Below are 15714 nucleotides of genomic sequence, written 5' to 3' on the forward strand. Positions count from 1 at the left end.
TGCATGTTCCACCGCCTCAAGCGCTTCCGCGCCGTGGCCACCCGCTACGAGAAGACCGCCACCAACTACCTGGCGGTCCTCCACCTGGCCTGCATGATGCTTTGGCTTAATTAGGGACACCCCCTAGGGGCCTCTTCGCTGTCCGGCGATGACGGACGGATCCGCCCCTCGCACGGGTGTTGAGTTGTGGGAAGGGCAGGACGCCCGCGGCTCAAGAAGTGAACACGTTCCGCACGTAGCCATCCACCTTCTGCTTGAAGAACCCGTAGCCCTTCGGCGCGTCCTCCGTGGGAATCTCCCCGGTCTCCGCCAGGCTCTTGAAGCTGCGCAGCACCTTCCTCACCTGCATGGCGGGGACGCCACGCATCCGCTTCGCCAGCGCCTCGCCCAGCGCTCCGCCCGGGGGCGAGAAGGCCTGGTGCAATGTCACTTCCGTGCCCCCGTTCGGAGCGGGCTGGAAGCGCACCCACCCTCGCGTCTTCACGGGGCTGTCCTCCGTGGACTCCCAGCTGTGGAACTCCGGCGCGCGTTCCTCCACGAGGCGCGAGTCCCAGCTCACCTCGCGCCCCAGCGGCCCGTGGATCCGGAAGTGCCGGCCGTCACCGGCCGTGGGCGTGACCTCCGCGAAGTGCTCCATCAGGCGGCTCAGCGTGGAGGGTTCACGCCACAGGCGGTAGAGCTCCTCCACCGGACGTCCCACCGTGAGCGTGTGCTCCACTTCGATGAGCTGTCCATGCCTCGCTTCCTTGCCTGTCAATGCGCGGCGGGCCTTCCGAGCGACCGAGGCGAGAGCACGCCGCTGGGATTGCAGGCCCCCATAGAGCACGGCGCCGCCGGCCAGGGCCACCACCGTGCCCCCGAGCGAGCGGCGTTTCATCCCCACGGACATCATCGTCCCCGCGACCACCACCGCGGCGGTCAGCTTCCATTGGCCCGAGCGGAGTTCCTCGGTGGCCTGGGAGCGGACTTCCCGCAGGGCTGTCGTTCGTGAGCTCGTCATGGTTCCTCCAGGCCTGACGCGCAGGAGGGTGATGCACGGGCGTCAGGCACTTCCCGCGAAGTTTTGGGGTGGGATGCGCCAGGACAACCGTGCCTGGAACCGGGGCGGGGGAACCAGCGCTCCGGCGGTCCTCAGTGAAGGGGTGAAGCGGCCGGCGTGTGGATGTGCTCGGGGCGGACGCCCAGGCCTATCAGGCGCGCGGGGATGCGGCGCAGCGCGGGGATGCGCTTCACCAGCTGGAGGCTCAGGGGCAGCCGACCGTTGCTGAAGGCGCGCTTCCGGAGCGCCGGGTCCACCACGCGGTTCTGGATGAGCACCTGCGCCCGCTGGGTGAGACGGGTGGGGAACTCGCGGCGCTGCTGGACGCGGCGCAGGTCCTCGGTCGTGACACGGCGGGCGAGCAGGGGGCCCGCGAGCAGGTTGGCGGTGGCCACGGCATCCTGCACCGCCAGGTTGATGCCCACGCCGCCCACGGGCGACATCGCGTGCGCCGCGTCGCCAATGCACAGCAGGCCGGGCTGATACCAGGTGCGCAGCCGATCCACTCGCACGGTCAGCAGCTTCACGTCGTCCCAGCTTCGGATTTCACCAGCTCGGTCGGCGAGGAACGGCGCCTGTTTCACGAGTTCGGCCCGGAAGGCCTCCAGGCCGCGCGCCTGGACGGACGCGATGCCGCCCTTGGGGATGACCCGGCCGCACTGCCACTGGTCGCCCCGGTTGATGAGCAGGAAGAGCGCTCCGCGCTCGAAGTGGCCCAGGGGTGGGCTGGGATCGTCAGGTCTGCGCGACACGCGGAACCAGAGCACGTCCATGGGGGCGCCCAGGTTCTGGACCTCCAGGCCGGACTGCTGACGCAGCGTGGACTTCCGGCCGTCCGCCGCCACCACCAGCGACGCGCGCACCTCCAGCGGGCCTTCCGGCGTCCGTGCGCGGACTCCGACAACCTGGCCATGGTCGCGCACGAGGTCCGTTGCCTCCGTGCGGCGGAGGAGCTGGAAGGTCGGGTACATGGCGGCTTTGCGCGCGATGAAGTCGAGCAGGTCCCACTGCGGCATGAAGGCCAGATAGCGCGCGTGCGTGGGGAGGTGGCGGAAGTCACCCACGGTGACCTCGTGTTCGCCGACCTGGAAGCGCAGGTCCAACATCTTCGAGTGGGGGAGGGCGAGCAGCTCGTCCAGCCAGCCCAACTCGTGCATCAGCTCCAGCGTGGACGGGTGGAGCGTGTCGCCCCGGAAGTCGCGGAGGAAGTCCGCATGCTTCTCCAGCACCGTTACCTCCACTCCGGCCCGGGCCAGCAGCAGCCCCAGCATCATTCCCGCCGGCCCTCCGCCCGCGATGCAGCACTGTGTGGTGATCGCCGGGTCGGCCATGGTGGTGCCTCCTCGAGGAAGGGTTCATCCCGCCATGGGGCGTGGCACCTGGAGTGGCGGCCGATGCGGCGTGCGGCGTCCGACACTCATCACGCAGTTCACGGCACCCCGCGCCCGCCGATTTCGGGGAAGCGCTCGTAGGCCCGCTTGAGCGCTGTCAGATGGGCGGGGTCGTCCAGGTCGAGGGGCGCCTCGGTGAGCTGCACGATCCACCCGCCCGTCGCCGTGCGCCGCGACCGTGAGAGCCATTCGGTGTCGCGAGCAGGATCCGGGAACCCGATGGCCCGCGCGGAAGCCTCCGACCAGTAGTTCAGCCACCCGAGGTAATAGGGAATCTCGGGCGAGCGAATGTGCTCGAAGAGCTTCAGGGCGGGCAACCCCCGGCGTGGAGACGGTGGTCCTTCCAGCGTGGGGGCTGTCTGATACGCGATGTCCACCGCAGCTCCGTCTGGCGTTGCTTGTCCCCAGAATGCGTTTGCACTCTCCGCCAAGGCTTCAAGCACATTCGCCGCTGCCGAGAGGACGGCCGCGTCCAGGGGCAGCTTCGCATGGAGCTGGAATTGCGGCTCGCCGCGAGGGCTTGCAGATACGGATCGATTGTGCCCGGAAACCATCACGGGATAACGCTCGTCACCGTTACATATAAAAGGGAACTCGCCACGCGCTGCCTCCTGGGCCAACCACGCATCGCGCTGTGGCACGACAGCAAGCTGTCGCTTCTCCGTCACTCTCCAGTCCATGCGCAATCCGGGCAACGCGCGTTCCAGGCCGTGGACTGCCGCGAGCGTGCGGTTGTCGTCGCCCACAAGCGCAGGCGCATAGATGTTGAGAAGGAGGGGGCCTTGAGCGGTCATCTTTCGCACCCCGTGACAACGACCTTGAAGGTGGAGTCCTGCTTGAGCAGTGCGAGCTTGTGCGCTTCAGTGCTCACGCCAACGAAGAATTCATATCCACAGGCCAGTGCAATGTCGCGCTCCTTCGTTAGTTGTTTGAGTTCATCTTCAATCTCTTGAACCTGAATGAAGATGTTGTATGAATCAAACTGGTGGGTCTTGATTTCCCAGAGCACCCACGCGCCGACTTGTAGCGCATCGAAGCGCACCCCGCCCACGCTCACGTCCATTCCGGGATAACGGTTCGGTGGGAACCTGTCGGCGCACTCGTTGTGTGGCCCATCCTTGGATGCGCGCGGCACTGGAACCGGCTCGCAGCTGGCGCGCCGCGTCCGGTCCACGGGCACAGGTGGCACCGGGGGCTGTCTGCCTTGGCCAGCTGGCTCCGGTTCCAACTTGGGCTCCGGCTTCGCTACAGCATCTCGGGACGCGACCCTCGTTCCTCGTGAGGCCCCTGCTTCCTCGGGATAGAGGTGGCGTAGCTCATACGCATCAAACTCCTCCTTGATGGCGACGCCGACCACCACCACGCCCAGGACGATCACGGCTCCCACGGCAATCTCAGGAGCCGCCAGCACACAGACCCCGAGTCCCAGGGTCGCGGCGTCAGCGGAGGCGACCGTGCATCTTCCCGTGGTGTCGTGGAACTCGACCCGGCCCTGGTCGAGCGCCGGATAGCACCGCTCCACCAGCACGGGCCAAGGCTGGGACGCTTCGCGAACGACGCACCGCCCACCGTCCCTCCAGGGCAGCGCCGCCGCTCGCTGGAGGTTGGCACTCCGTCGGCCGCGGGCCGCGGGCTCCTTCGTGATGGGCTCCGTCGCGGCACAGCCCGAAATGAACAGCAGAATTGCGATGCACGCGCGCAAACGCATGGCCACGGTCAACGCCCCACGAAGTCCAGCAGCACAGCGTAGTGCGTGGCGGCCGCGGCGACGACCATGACGTGGAACACTTCGTGGTAGCCGAAGACGTGGGGGATGGGATCCGGCCAACGGCGCGCGTACACCACCGCGCCCACGGCGTAGAGCATGGCCCCGAAGAAGAGCCATCCCACGCGGCCCTGGCCCATCACCCCGGGCAGGTTCCAGAACACCGGGGCCGCCACGCAGCCCAGCGCCACGTAGAGCCCCGAGCGCAGGCCTCGCGACGCGGAGATTCCCGCGAGCGTCAGCGTGGCTCCCGTCAGCGCCGCGCCCCACATCACCCAGAGCAGCCGCTGACTCAGGCCCCCCATGGGGTCCAACGTCGCCAGCGGCGTGAAGCTCCCCGCGATGAGGATGAAGATGGCCGCGTGGTCGAACCGGCGGATCCGCTGGTACGTCGCCGCGCTCCAGGTGGGCCAGTGGTAGCCCCCACTCACTCCGAACATCAGCACCATGCTGCCGCCAAACACCAGGTTCGCCGCGTACTGCACGCCGTGCACCGGCAGCTGCGTCATCCTCACGCAGCCCACCAGCGCCGCCACGAACGCGATGACGTGGGACAGGCCGCGCAACCGGGGCTTCAGGCTCTCTTCCATGGCGGTGCTCGTACTTCCCGCACGTCATGGCTTCGTCAGCGCCCGCGCGCCTTTTCGCCCAGGGCGTCGCGTTCTCCACGCATCGCCCCGGACGAGTGTCGCCAGGACGTCAGCGCGCGGCCCTGGACGGAGCCCGGCACGCGGCGTGGCCCAGGATGACGTCCCCGTCGACGGTGCTCGTCGGCGTGGGCGTCCAGCCGGCGCGCAGCCTCGCGTCCAGCAACTCATCGGCGGTAGGGCAGCGGTCCCACACGGAGACCGAGGTCACTCCGCCCAGTCAGGTGGTGTCGAAGACGAGGTAGCGCTCCTCTTCCCAGGGCAGCACCACGTCGTGGGTGAACTCGTCCTGGACCACCACCGCCGCCACGTCGCGCGGCGGGTGGCTCGCGAAGCCCCAGCGGACCACGTCCTGGAGCAGCGTGAGCGGCGCGAGCTGCCGCTCCAGGGCGGCGCGCCGCTCGGGGGACAGCCCGGAGTGGTCGGTCAGGGGCACCATGGCCCGGAGTGTAGCCGGGCCGGGCCCGGGCTTCACGCCGCCGCGGGCTTCTGCTGGTCGTCCAACGTGCCGGAGCGGAGCGCCTTGCTCGCGGCCCCCGACATGACCTCCGCCAGCGTCTGCACGGAGTGCGTGACGGTGCGCGTCTCCTCCACGGCCTGGAGCGTGCGCTGCATCTGGCCGGACAGCTCCTGGATGGCCTGGGCAATCTGATGCGTGCCCGAGTCCTGCTGCGCCACGGCCTGGGTGATCTGCCTCACGCTGCCGGTGGTGTCGCCGATGATGCTCGTCAGCTTCTGCAGCTGCGCGCCGGAGCCGCGGACGGCGTCCAGGCTCACCTGCACGCGCGCCTCGCCCTGTTCGCTCATCTGCGCGGCCTCGCGCATGCTCATGCTCACGCCGTCGAGCACGTCGCGGATGCGCTCGGTGGCGCGGATGGACTGGTCCGCCAGCCGGCGCATCTCCTTGGCCACCACGCCAAAGCCCTTGCCGCTGTCGCCGTTGCGCACCGCCTCGATGGCCGCGTTGATGGCCAGCATGTTGGACTGGTCCGCCAGCGTCTTCACGTCGTCGACGATGCTGGACACCTCGCGGGTGCGCTCGTCGAGCGCGAGGATGCGCGAGGCCATCCCCGACACCTCCGTGCGGATGGCGGCCAGGTCCGTCAGCGTGCGCTCCAGGGCGGCGCCACCCTCGCGCCCCACCGCCTCCGCGCTCTCCGCGGACGCCGCGAGCACCCGCGCCTTGTCCGCCGTCAGGTGCGAGCCCTGGCGGATCTCCTCCACCGTCTGCTCCAGCTCGCGCAGCGCGGCGGCCTGGCGGCTGATGCCCACGGTCTGCTCCTCGCTGGAGGTGTGCAGCTGCTGTACGACGGCGGCGAGCTCGTCCGCGCCGCGGCCCATGCCCTCGGCCAGCAGGCGCACGTCCTTGCGGCGCGCGTCCAACTGGTGCGTGTACTCCGCCAGCGAGCGCACCACCTCCGCGGAGCGCCGCGCCACGATGGCCACGAGCGACAGCGTGAGCGCGAAGAACCCCCAGTGCACCTGACTGTCGGTGGCCTCCATCAGGCCCAGCATCGGCAGGGTGCTGAGCAGGAGCACGAAGGTGAGGACCCCCAGGCCCGCGACGAAGATGCGCGCGTCCTTGTTCCCCTTGAGGGCCTCGACCACCGCGACCCCCACGCACACCAGCAGTCCGGGCAGCGAGTAGAGGATGAAGGCGGACAGCAGCCGCCATGCGGAGCCCAGGTCCATCACCACGATGATCGCCTGGAGGATGGCCGGCACGGTGACGACCGCCGCGCCCCGGCGGAACCAGCGCAGCTTGTCCGTGCCCACCGTATCGGAGATGAACCACGCCAGGGCGGGCAGGATGGCGTACGAGCCCAGCAGCGTGAGGACGCTGCCGGTGGCCGCCTTGCCCCAGAGCGCCGGGAACAGGCCGCTGGAGCCCAGCAGCAGCGCGCCCGAGCCCGCGGAGAACACGGTCAGCGCGGCGAGCATCCGCCCCTGGCGGCGCAGGAGGGCGGCGAACAGCGACACCGCGCCAATGCCCACCAGCAGCGTCCCCATGACGAAGGGCGCCAGTCCCAGGCGCGTCACCTCCGCGAGCAGCTCCTGGCGCGAGCCCACCTTCGCGTCGCGCGTGACGCCGATGGCGGGCCCATGCGCCTGGATGCGCAGGAGCACGCGATGGCCCAGGGACGCGGGCGGCACGGGCACCAGGTGCCAGACCATGTTCTCCATGATCTCCTGGCCGTTGGGGGCCAGCGTCCCGCTGGCGTGGACGCGCTGGCCGTCTGCGTAGACCTCGAAGGCGTTGGCCACGTTGCCCAGGAAGAGGGCGGGCTCCAGCCACGGGCCCTGGGGCACGGGGATGCTCAGCCAGAGGAAGGTGTTCGTCCCGCGGCCCGGCGGCTCCTGGAGCGCGGTCATGGCCTGCCAGCCCGCCGCGTCCTCCGGCTCCGTCGCCCACGTGGGGACGCCGTCAGGCTCCAGCGGCGAGTCTCCCCAGCGATAGCGCCACCCGTCGAGCGCGGGCTGGGCGGCCGTTGTCCCAGCGGCCTCCGCCCGGGCGGCGGGCGCGAACGCGAGGAGCATCAGCAGCACGGCCCCCACGCCCGCGAGCCGCGAGAAGAGGGCCTTCCGGGAGCCGCGGAAGGGAGTGAGCCGGAGCTGTAAGTCGAGAGCGAAGACACGGGAGCGACGCATTCGAGACACATGCTCCAGCGCGAGGGGGTCAAAAGTAAAATGGGTCCCTCATGCCTCCCCGCCGTGCCTCCGGCCGCTGCGTTTCACTCGCTGTTCACAAAACAGACGGAGCGGACCGGATAGAATCGTAAAACATGAAATTGTTCTCAGGATCGGCGTGACCCCCGGTCCTGTCTCGGAACCCTACCCCGGGGGTCCGCTGCTCCTCTGGGGAGCCCTGGCTTCCGGGCGTGGAGGGCCCGCGTGTCCCGAAGGGGGACGGGCTTGCGAGGGCCCGGCATGGCGCCGCCTGCGACGGTGCGAGGACGGACTCCTGGTCCGCCTGTACCCAGGTCCCATGCGTGGCTTCAGTACAGGGATGCGCGGTGCTCGCGGGGCGTGAACCACCTGGCCGCGGCTCGGGTGAGCTCCTCGGGACTTGGGGTCGTATCGCTCGCCCAGGCCACGAACCCATCCGGACGCACGAGCACCGCGCTCAGTCCCAGGCGATTCCTGACTCCGTGCCCAGGGCTTGTGCGTGAGCGGCGATGACGCGCTCGAGATGCTCCGTTTCGCTTCCCAGCTGCATGTCGGCCGGGCCGGGGAGCCGAGGCCCGGTTGGCCACGGGCACCCGCGCCGGCGCGAGGGGTCGACGCGATGGCTTCCAGCAGTCCGCGCCGGTGGAACGCTTCGATGCTGGGGCCCCAGAGTCCTCGCCTTCCAAACGGGAGCCGCTTCAGGGGGGAGTGCGGATCCTCCGCTTGTTCAAGCACCAGCACGGTGCGCTTCGCGAGCCGCAGCTCACAGGCCAGGAACAGGCCGACCGGGCCGGCCCCCGCGATGATCACGTCGTAGACCAAGGTGTCTTCCTGGCTCGGGTGTTGAGTCCTCATCCACGCTAACGCAGTCATTCCGGCACGGTCGCTCCAGGGGCGCGACGCCTGCCTGGTCCTCCCGGGAAGGTGGGGCGAATTGCCCCAGCTGGGGCCTTTCGGGCGGAGGACTGCCCCCGCGTCTTCTCCTCCTGAGGCATGGCACGCCGGATGCTGCGTCCTCCTGGCATGTCGAAGGTCCAGAGAGTCCTCACCACCGCACTGCCATTGCTGCTGCTGTGCGTGGCGGCGTACGTGCTGCACCGCGAGCTGTCGCACTACCGCCGCGAGGACGTGAGCGCGGGGCTCGCGGCCGTGACGGCGAGTCGCATCCTCCTGGCCCTGGCCGTGACGGTCGTGAACTACGCGGCGCTCACGCTGTACGACGTGCTGGCGTTGGGGCACGCGGGGCACCGGATCCCCTATTCGCGCGTGGGGTTCACATCCTTCGTGGGCTACGCCTTCGGGCACAACCTGGGCGCGTCGTTCCTGAGCGGCGGCTCGGTGCGCTACCGGCTGTACTCCGCGTGGGGGCTCACCGCGCTGGACGTCGCGCGGGTGTCCGCGTTCAACGCGCTCACGTTCTGGCTGGGCCTGGCCGCCGTCACCGGCGCGTCGTTGCTCCTGGAGGGCGGGGGTGGGGTGCTGTCCCTGTCCACGCCCGTGGCGCACGGAGTGGGGGCCGCGCTGGGTTTGCTGCTCGTGGGCTATTTCGTGGCGTGCGCCACCGTGCGCAAGCCGCTGCGTATTCGCGGCCTGGAGTGGACGTTGCCCACGCCCGCGCGGGCACTGGCCCAACTGGTGGTGTCGTGCGGGGACTGGGCGCTGGCGGCGGCGGTGTTGTGGGTGCTGCTGCCCCCGGACAGCGTGTCGCTGCCGTCGCTCACGGCGCTGTTCGCGCTGGCGCAGCTGGCGGGCATCGCCAGCCAGGTGCCCGCGGGCCTGGGCGTCTTCGAGACGGTGATGCTCTCCGCGCTCACGCCCCGCGTGCCCGCGCCGCAGGTCGTGGGCGTGCTGCTGGTGTACCGGCTCGTCTACTACCTGCTGCCCTTCACGGTGGCGGCGCTGCTGCTCGCGGGACATGAGTTGCTCCAGCGCCGTCACCACCTCACGCGGCTGGCGAAGGTGGTGCACAGCTCGTTCGCGCCGGTGGTGCCGTGGGTCGCGTCGGCGGTGGCGTTCGTGGCGGGCACGGTGCTGCTCTTCTCTGGCGCGACTCCGCCCGTCGCCGAGCGGCTGGCGCTGCTCCGCCGGCTGGTGCCGCTGCCGCTCCTGGAGGTGTCGCATCTGCTGGGCAGCCTGGTGGGCGTGTCGCTGCTCCTGCTCGCTCGCGGGCTCCAGCGGCGCCTGGACGCGGCCTATGTGCTGACGCAGGTGCTGCTGGTGGCGGGCGCGGTGTTCTCCGTGGTGAAGGGCGTGGACTACGAGGAGGCCACGCTGCTGCTCGTCCTGGCCGCGGCGCTGGCGCCGTTCCATCAGCAGTTCTACCGGCACACGTCTCTGTTCGCGGAGGCCTTCAGCCCCGGGTGGCTCCTGGCCACGGTGGCGGTGGTGGGCGCGTCGGTATGGTTGGGGTTCTTCTCCTACCGGCACGTCGAGTACCGCAACGACCTCTGGTGGCACTTCGCCTTCTCAGGCAACGCGCCGCGCTTCCTGCGCGCCAGCGTGGGCGTGCTGGGGGCGACCATCGTGGCGGGGCTGGCCGCGCTCCTGCGGCCGGCGTCGCCGCGCACGCATCCGCCGACGGTGGAGGAGTTGCAACGGGTGCGTCCCCTGGTGGCGAGCGCCCCGGAGTCCATGGCCTCGCTGGCGCTGGTGGGGGACAAGTCCCTGCTGCTCAACGACGCGGGCACCGCGTTCCTCATGTACGGCGTGTCGGGGCGGGCGTGGGTGTCCATGGGTGACCCGGTGGGGCCGCCGGACGCGGCGACGGAGCTGGCGTGGCGCTTCCTCGAAATGGCGGACCGGCACCACGGCTGGGCGTGCTTCTACCAGGTGGGGCCGGGCGCGCTGCCGCGTTACCTGGACCTGGGGCTCACGCTGCTCAAGTTGGGCGAGGAGGCCACCGTGCCGCTCCAGGACTTCAACCTGGAGGGGCCGGAGCGCCGGGGCCTGCGCCATGGCATGCACCGCATGGAGCGCGAGGGCTGGACCTTCGAGGTGCAACCGCGCGAGGCCGTGCCGGAGCTGATGCCCCAGCTGCGGGCCATCTCCGACGCGTGGCTCGCGGAGAAGCACACGCGTGAGAAGGGCTTCAGCCTGGGCTGTTTCTCACCGCGCTACCTGGAGCAGGGGCCGGTGGCGCTGGTGCGCCGGAGCGGCGTGCTCATGGGCTTCGCCAACGTGTGGGCTCCGGACACGAAGGAGGAGCTGAGCGTGGACCTCATGCGCTACCAGCCGGGCAGTCCCCATGGGGCCATGGACTTCCTCTTCACGTCGCTGATGCTGTGGGGCCGGGGGCAGGGCTTCCTGCGCTTCAACCTGGGCATGGCGCCTTTCAGCGGCTTCGAGGCACGCGCGCTCGCGCCCATGTGGAACCGGCTGGGCGCGCTCCTGTTCCGGCACGGCGAGCACTTCTACAACTTCCAGGGGCTGCGCCAGTACAAGGAGAAGTTCCGTCCGGACTGGGCGCCGCGCTACCTGGCTTCGCCGGGCGGGCTCGCGCTGCCGGGCGTGCTCGCGGGCGTGGCGTCGCTGGTGTCGCGCGGGCTGGGCGGCGTGGTGGCGAGATGAGGAAGCGCGCGAAGTGGTTCCTGGTGGGGGCCGTGCTCGTGCTGGCGCTGGCGCTCATCCCGTGGTCGCGCACGTGCGCGGCGCCCTCCGTCGCTCCGGCCCCGGTGGCGGTCCCCGCGCCCCAGCCTCCCGTCGCGCCGCGCGTGGAGACGCGGCACATCGGGGGCCGCTTTGGCCATGTCACGGTGGTGACGCCCCCGGGGAGGCCCGGGACGGTGGTGCTCCTGCTGGCGGATGGGCCCGCGGAAAAGGGCAGGGCGCTGGAGCTGTCCACGGCGCTGGCCTCGCACGGCGCGCTGGTGCTCGGGGTGGACGCCGGGGCCTGGCTGCGCGCTTTGGAGAAGGGCACCCGGTGCGCTTATCCGGCGGGCGACCTGGAGGTCCTGAGCCAGGGCTACCAGCGGCACGCGGAGCTGCCCGAGTACCTGCACCCCGTCCTCGTGGGGGACGGCACGGGCGCGGCGCTGGCCTACGCGGCGCTGGCCCAGGCTCCTCCGGGCACGTTCCGGGGCGCGGTGAGCGTGGACTTCACGCCGGAGGTGACGACCTCCGTGGCCTTCTGTCCGGGCGCGGAGCTCGTGCGCTCACGCGCGGACAAAGACAGGCGCGAGCGGCTGGCCCCGGCGCGTGCGCTGTATCAACCGTGGGTGCTGCTCGGCGCGGAGCATGATCCGGTCCATCCGGTGAAGGCCGCGCACGACTTCACCCGCTCGCTGACGACGGCCCGCGTGCTGACGGTGCCGGGGCCGGGATTGGCCCGCATGCCGGTGGACGCATGGCAGGGGGCGCTGCTGGCCGCGCATGACGCCGCCGCCGCGCCGCTCCCATCGGAAGCGCTGACGCCGGTCTCCACGCCAGCGTCGCCTCCAGACGCGGGCACCCAGGGGCTCTCCGGGGACACGTCGGTGGAGGGCCTGCCGCTGGTGGAGGTCCCCGCGACGTCGGATGTCCCGGGCGACACGCTGGCACTCTTCGTCACCGGCGATGGCGGCTGGGCCAGCCTGGACCAGACGGTCTCCGAGTCGCTCGCCGCGCAGGGCATCCCCGTCGTGGGCTTCAACTCGCTGCGCTACTTCTGGAAGCGCCGCACGCCGGAGCAGACCTCCGCGGACGTGGCCCGAGCGCTGCGCCACTACCTGTCCGCGTGGGGCAAGCAGCGCGTGGTGTTGCTGGGCTACTCGCGTGGCGCGGACGTGGTGCCGGCCATCACCGCGCGCCTGCCGGAGGATTTGCGCGAGCGCGTGCGGATGGCCGTGCTGCTCGCGCCCGGCAAGGAGGCGGAGTTCGAGGTGCACGTCACGGACATCTTCGGCGGCAAGGGCCGGCCCACGGCCGCGGTGCTCCCGGACGTGCAGGCCCTGAAGGGGACGCCCGTGCTCTGCGTCTACGGTGACGAGGAGCTGTCCGACAGCCTCTGCCCCATGCTGTCCGGCGTGCCCGGCGCGCGCGCGGTACTGCTCAAGGGTGGACATCACTTCGACGGGGACTACGCAGCCATCACCCGGGCCGTCCTGCGGGAACTCGGTATGGCATTGCCCTGATGCTCCGGAGTCTGGGGGCTCGTCGGCTGGCGGACGGGTGATTGCCTTTGAGGCCCAATGCATTGACTCGCATGGGCGAAACCTCTACTTCGCACCGGCCCGGCCCTGGCGCCGGGTCTCGTGGGGGGTTCCAAAAATGGTCCAGCAGTCGGCTCCCGTCGTCAGCACGGTCGAAGGACAGCTCCAAGGCGTCGTCGAGGAAGGGGTGTATGCCTTCAAGGGAATTCCCTACGCCCAGCCTCCCGTGGGCGCGCTGCGGTGGCGTCCTCCCGCCCCGGTCGTGCCCTGGAAGAACATCCGGCAGGCGTCCACGTTCGGCAAGTCCTCGCTCCAGTCTCGCGAAGGCTGCATCGCGGGCGGCGGCGGTGACCCGTATCCGATGGGTGAGGATTGTCTTTATCTCAATGTCTGGACGCCTCGCGTGGACCCCCAGGCGAAGCTGCCCGTCATCGTGTGGATCCACGGCGGCGCGTATGTGCTTGGCGCGAGCGGCCTGCCCCCGTACGACGGCGTGCCCATGGCGTCCCGTGACGCCATCCTCGTCACGATCAACTACCGCCTGGGCCACCTGGGCTTCCTGGCCCATCCGGCGCTCCAGAAGGAGCCGGGCGGCGGCGCGGCCAACTTCGGCCTGTTGGATCAGGTCGCCGCGCTCCAGTGGGTGAACCGCAACATCGCGAAGTTCGGCGGGGACGCGGGCAACGTCACCCTCATGGGCCAATCCGCGGGCGCCAAGAGCGTGCTGGCCCTCTTCTGCATGGATGCCGCGAAGCCCCTGTTCCACCGGGGTGTGGCGATGAGCGTGTACGGCCTGGACGAGATGCCGTTGGCGCAGGCGCAGCTCAAGGGCGAGGCGTTGATCCGCGGCATGGGCGTGGCGGACGGGGCCGCGACGCCGGAGCGCATGCGCCAGCTGCCCGCGGAGTCCTTCTGGCAGCAGCCGCCAGAGCACTCGCTGGCGCCGGTGGCCGTGTGCGGCGACACGGTGCTGCCCCAGTCCATCCTGTCCACCTTCAAGGCGCAGCAGCAGGCGCGCGTGCCGCTCATCCTGGGCAGCACCAGCGATGACGTGAGCGTGATGGAGGCCATGGGCCGCGACCCCATGGAGATCCTCCAGGCCCTCCGGGACAACAACGTCCCCATCGGCCTGCTCTACCCGGGCGTGTCACCGGACGAGGAGCTGGCGCGGCAGGTGTGCCGGGACATCGTCTTCACGCTGATTCCGCGGCAGGTCGCGGACCTGCACCTCAAGGTCTCCGACGCGTGGCGCTTCTACTTCGAGTACACGGCCACCGAGCTGCGCCCGGAGTTCCCCGACGGCGTCCCGCACGGCTCGGACGTCCCGTACTTCCTGGACACGGTGGCCCGCTGCCCGCCCACCCAGGACGTGCTCTCGGACGAGGACCGCGCGTACTCGCGCCAGGTGAGCAACTGGATGCTCCAGTTCGCCCGCACCGGAGCGCCCGCGTCCGCGACCGAGTGGCCGAAGCACCAGCCGGGTGAGGACCGCACCCTGCGCATGCAGCAGCCGCCGAAGGTGGAGCACAACTTCATGCAGCTGCGCCTCAACGCCTTCCTGCTCGCGAGCGCCATCATCAACAGCGCGGACAGCCGCTCGGGCGGGAAGCACGACACCCGCGGCAACGTCCGCCACACGGGGGCCTCGCCCCAGAAGAAGAACCGGCCCGAAGGCACGACGTAGCCCCTGAAAAGAGAAGGGCCCGGGCGCGAGTGCTCGCGGCCGGGCCCTTGCTGCTTTTCGCGCGGACTTCTAGCTGCTGAAGAGCACCAGCACGAAGGTGCTCGACTGGGGCAGCTGGAACACGGTGCCCTGGCGCAGCGAGCCCTTGAAGAAGGGCGCCGCGTCGTAGGCGGTGGCGCCCTTCAGGGCCTCCTTCGTGGCCTCCGGCAGCCACCCACCGTCATCCACCTTCACCGTCAGCCGCGTGGGCTTCAGCGCGGCCTGGAGCGCCTGGGCCTCCGCCGCCGGGTACTCCAGCACCGCGAGGAACTGCGTGTCCGTGGGGCCCAGCCCGCCCTGGATGCCGCGCGGAGACTGGCGCCACTGCACCGCCTGGGGGCGGCGCGGCAGCGTCACCACCTTCTCCAGCGTCTCCAGGTCCGTTCCCGTCTTCGCCGCAGGCGCGGCCGTCTCTGTCGTCATGGATGCATTCCCCCCTGAGGGCTTGTCGCAGGCCAGCGAAACACACCCCGCGAGCAGGGTGGTAGCCAGCGTGCGCCTAACGGCCACCGATGGGACGCGACGTCGCATTCTCGGGGCTCCCCTGGTCCCACGTCACGTGCCGCTGGAGCGTGCCGTAGTTGGTGTACTGGTGCCCCAGGCCCGTCTGCTCCAGCCGGCCGTTGGCCGCGTCCGGCGTGCCGGTGTTGATGTCCTGCTGGCCCGGGTTGAAGTTGTAGCGGTCCTCCGCGTGGAGCGTCATGTCCATCTCGAAGCGGGGCTTCCCGCCCGGCGTCTCCGGCGGGTAGACCGTCACGGTGGCGCTGTTCCAGACGTTGTGGCCGCCAATCGCCTTCTGCCAGTTCTCCGTCTCCGGGTAGGGGAACTGCTCGCTGGAGCCCACGCCAATCTGCGAGCCGGTAATCTGGAACGTCACCGGCTTGCCCGCGAGCGACGGGTCCTGGGCGATCATCTGGTTGTAGGTCGCCTCCGCCGCCTGCTGCGTGTCGCGCGTGGAGTTGGTGAGCACCGCCTGTCCGGCGGGGTCCGTCCGGACGAAGCGCTCGTAGTCGAAGTGCCGGTCCGCCCCGTTGCCGTGCAGGAAGTGGTCGTACGTGTCCAGGCCGTCCGGGATGTCGTTGTGCGGCACGCCCGGAACGCCCTGGAGGGCGCGTGCTCCGCGGAGCTTGACCTCCCACTCGGCCCGCGCGGCGTAGTCACTCAGCCCCGGGCTCTCCGTGGGGATGGGGTTCGGGTCGTTGGGGTCGTTGGGGTTCTGCAGGAAGCCGTTGTCGTGGTGGATGTCCGGACGCCGGGGAGGACCCACCTGGTAGTCCGCCACCGTGTTCCCGTTCGTCTGCACCGCCGTGCCGGACGTCCCCACCTGGGTGGGCGTGGCCGTGGGCGTGGGAGCTC

At 70.3% G+C, this 15714-nt stretch carries 14 protein-coding genes and 1 pseudogene; 4 read left to right on the top strand and 11 right to left on the bottom strand.

The genetic code is table 11. The annotated features are described in order from the left end of the window. Positions 1-114, top strand: a pseudogene (locus D7V77_RS31910) (IS5/IS1182 family transposase); the annotation flags it as partial. Between the two features lie 97 nt (positions 115-211). Here D7V77_RS31910 and D7V77_RS31915 read toward each other — a convergent pair. The 9 genes from D7V77_RS31915 to D7V77_RS46045 all read right to left on the bottom strand — a co-directional run bounded on the left by D7V77_RS31915 (position 212) and on the right by D7V77_RS46045 (position 8102). After that, positions 212-1000, bottom strand: a complete 789-nt coding sequence (locus D7V77_RS31915) for an SRPBCC family protein (RefSeq protein WP_120580057.1) — start codon at positions 998-1000, stop codon at positions 212-214. A gap of 131 nt (positions 1001-1131) precedes the next feature. Beyond that, entirely contained in the window at positions 1132-2370 is a 1239-nt protein-coding gene (locus D7V77_RS31920) for an FAD-dependent oxidoreductase (RefSeq protein ID WP_120580058.1), read from the bottom strand. Between the two features lie 98 nt (positions 2371-2468). Beyond that, complete coding sequence (locus tag D7V77_RS31925; RefSeq protein ID WP_120580059.1) at positions 2469-3224, bottom strand: DUF5953 family protein; 756 nt, start codon at positions 3222-3224, stop codon at positions 2469-2471. Beyond that, complete coding sequence (locus D7V77_RS31930) at positions 3221-4138, bottom strand: DUF6310 domain-containing protein (RefSeq protein ID WP_120580067.1); 918 nt, start codon at positions 4136-4138, stop codon at positions 3221-3223. The genes D7V77_RS31925 and D7V77_RS31930 overlap by 4 nt, the downstream gene beginning before the upstream one ends. 8 nt (positions 4139-4146) lie before the next feature. Then, the gene (locus D7V77_RS31935) at positions 4147-4785 is read right to left on the bottom strand and encodes a hemolysin III family protein (protein WP_120580060.1); all 639 of its coding nucleotides are present in this window, start codon (positions 4783-4785) and stop codon (positions 4147-4149) included. A gap of 109 nt (positions 4786-4894) precedes the next feature. Further along, entirely contained in the window at positions 4895-5053 is a 159-nt protein-coding gene (locus D7V77_RS43940) for a hypothetical protein (RefSeq protein ID WP_158624533.1), read from the bottom strand. A 9-nt stretch (positions 5054-5062) separates the two neighbouring features. Further along, the gene (locus tag D7V77_RS31940; protein ID WP_120580061.1) at positions 5063-5281 is read right to left on the bottom strand and encodes a hypothetical protein; all 219 of its coding nucleotides are present in this window, start codon (positions 5279-5281) and stop codon (positions 5063-5065) included. A gap of 32 nt (positions 5282-5313) precedes the next feature. Beyond that, positions 5314-7491 (bottom strand): methyl-accepting chemotaxis protein, encoded by a 2178-nt coding sequence (locus tag D7V77_RS31945; RefSeq protein WP_120580062.1) that lies wholly within the window; start codon positions 7489-7491, stop codon positions 5314-5316. A 347-nt stretch (positions 7492-7838) separates the two neighbouring features. Beyond that, the gene (locus D7V77_RS46045; protein WP_368666216.1) at positions 7839-8102 is read right to left on the bottom strand and encodes a hypothetical protein; all 264 of its coding nucleotides are present in this window, start codon (positions 8100-8102) and stop codon (positions 7839-7841) included. A 412-nt stretch (positions 8103-8514) separates the two neighbouring features. Between D7V77_RS46045 and mprF the strand changes: the two genes are divergently transcribed. The 3 genes from mprF to D7V77_RS31965 all read left to right on the top strand — a co-directional run bounded on the left by mprF (position 8515) and on the right by D7V77_RS31965 (position 14319). After that, positions 8515-11076: a bifunctional lysylphosphatidylglycerol flippase/synthetase MprF gene (gene mprF / locus D7V77_RS31955; protein ID WP_233597363.1), complete on the top strand. Its 2562-nt coding sequence runs from the start codon at positions 8515-8517 to the stop codon at positions 11074-11076. Then, the gene (locus D7V77_RS31960; protein WP_120580063.1) at positions 11073-12617 is read left to right on the top strand and encodes a virulence factor family protein; all 1545 of its coding nucleotides are present in this window, start codon (positions 11073-11075) and stop codon (positions 12615-12617) included. Before mprF ends, D7V77_RS31960 begins: the two co-directional genes overlap by 4 nt. Positions 12618-12753: 136 nt before the next feature. Next, the gene (locus D7V77_RS31965) at positions 12754-14319 is read left to right on the top strand and encodes a carboxylesterase/lipase family protein (RefSeq protein ID WP_120580064.1); all 1566 of its coding nucleotides are present in this window, start codon (positions 12754-12756) and stop codon (positions 14317-14319) included. Positions 14320-14388: 69 nt separating this feature from the next. Here D7V77_RS31965 and D7V77_RS31970 read toward each other — a convergent pair whose 3' ends face one another. Both D7V77_RS31970 and D7V77_RS31975 read right to left on the bottom strand, forming a co-directional pair. Continuing rightward, on the bottom strand, positions 14389-14781 hold the full coding sequence (locus D7V77_RS31970; protein ID WP_120580065.1) for a hypothetical protein: 393 nt from the start codon (positions 14779-14781) through the stop codon (positions 14389-14391). 76 nt (positions 14782-14857) lie between these two features. Beyond that, positions 14858-15714, bottom strand: an 857-nt coding sequence (locus D7V77_RS31975; RefSeq protein ID WP_120580066.1) for a hypothetical protein, incomplete at its 5' end; no start/stop codon positions are given.

Origin of the sequence: Corallococcus sp. CA041A (genome assembly GCF_003612075.1) — a bacterium.
GTDB lineage: Bacteria > Myxococcota > Myxococcia > Myxococcales > Myxococcaceae > Corallococcus > Corallococcus exiguus.

Coding starts and splice junctions, on each gene's coding strand:
- D7V77_RS31915 (WP_120580057.1), bottom strand. CDS start 1,000: ATGACGAGCTCACGAACGACAGCCCTGCGGGAAGTCCGCTCCCAGGCC.
- D7V77_RS31920 (WP_120580058.1), bottom strand. CDS start 2,370: ATGGCCGACCCGGCGATCACCACACAGTGCTGCATCGCGGGCGGAGGG.
- D7V77_RS31925 (WP_120580059.1), bottom strand. CDS start 3,224: ATGACCGCTCAAGGCCCCCTCCTTCTCAACATCTATGCGCCTGCGCTT.
- D7V77_RS31930 (WP_120580067.1), bottom strand. CDS start 4,138: ATGCGTTTGCGCGCGTGCATCGCAATTCTGCTGTTCATTTCGGGCTGT.
- D7V77_RS31935 (WP_120580060.1), bottom strand. CDS start 4,785: ATGGAAGAGAGCCTGAAGCCCCGGTTGCGCGGCCTGTCCCACGTCATC.
- D7V77_RS31940 (WP_120580061.1), bottom strand. CDS start 5,281: ATGGTGCCCCTGACCGACCACTCCGGGCTGTCCCCCGAGCGGCGCGCC.
- D7V77_RS31945 (WP_120580062.1), bottom strand. CDS start 7,491: ATGCGTCGCTCCCGTGTCTTCGCTCTCGACTTACAGCTCCGGCTCACT.
- mprF (WP_233597363.1), top strand. CDS start 8,515: ATGCTGCGTCCTCCTGGCATGTCGAAGGTCCAGAGAGTCCTCACCACC.
- D7V77_RS31960 (WP_120580063.1), top strand. CDS start 11,073: ATGAGGAAGCGCGCGAAGTGGTTCCTGGTGGGGGCCGTGCTCGTGCTG.
- D7V77_RS31965 (WP_120580064.1), top strand. CDS start 12,754: ATGGTCCAGCAGTCGGCTCCCGTCGTCAGCACGGTCGAAGGACAGCTC.
- D7V77_RS31970 (WP_120580065.1), bottom strand. CDS start 14,781: ATGACGACAGAGACGGCCGCGCCTGCGGCGAAGACGGGAACGGACCTG.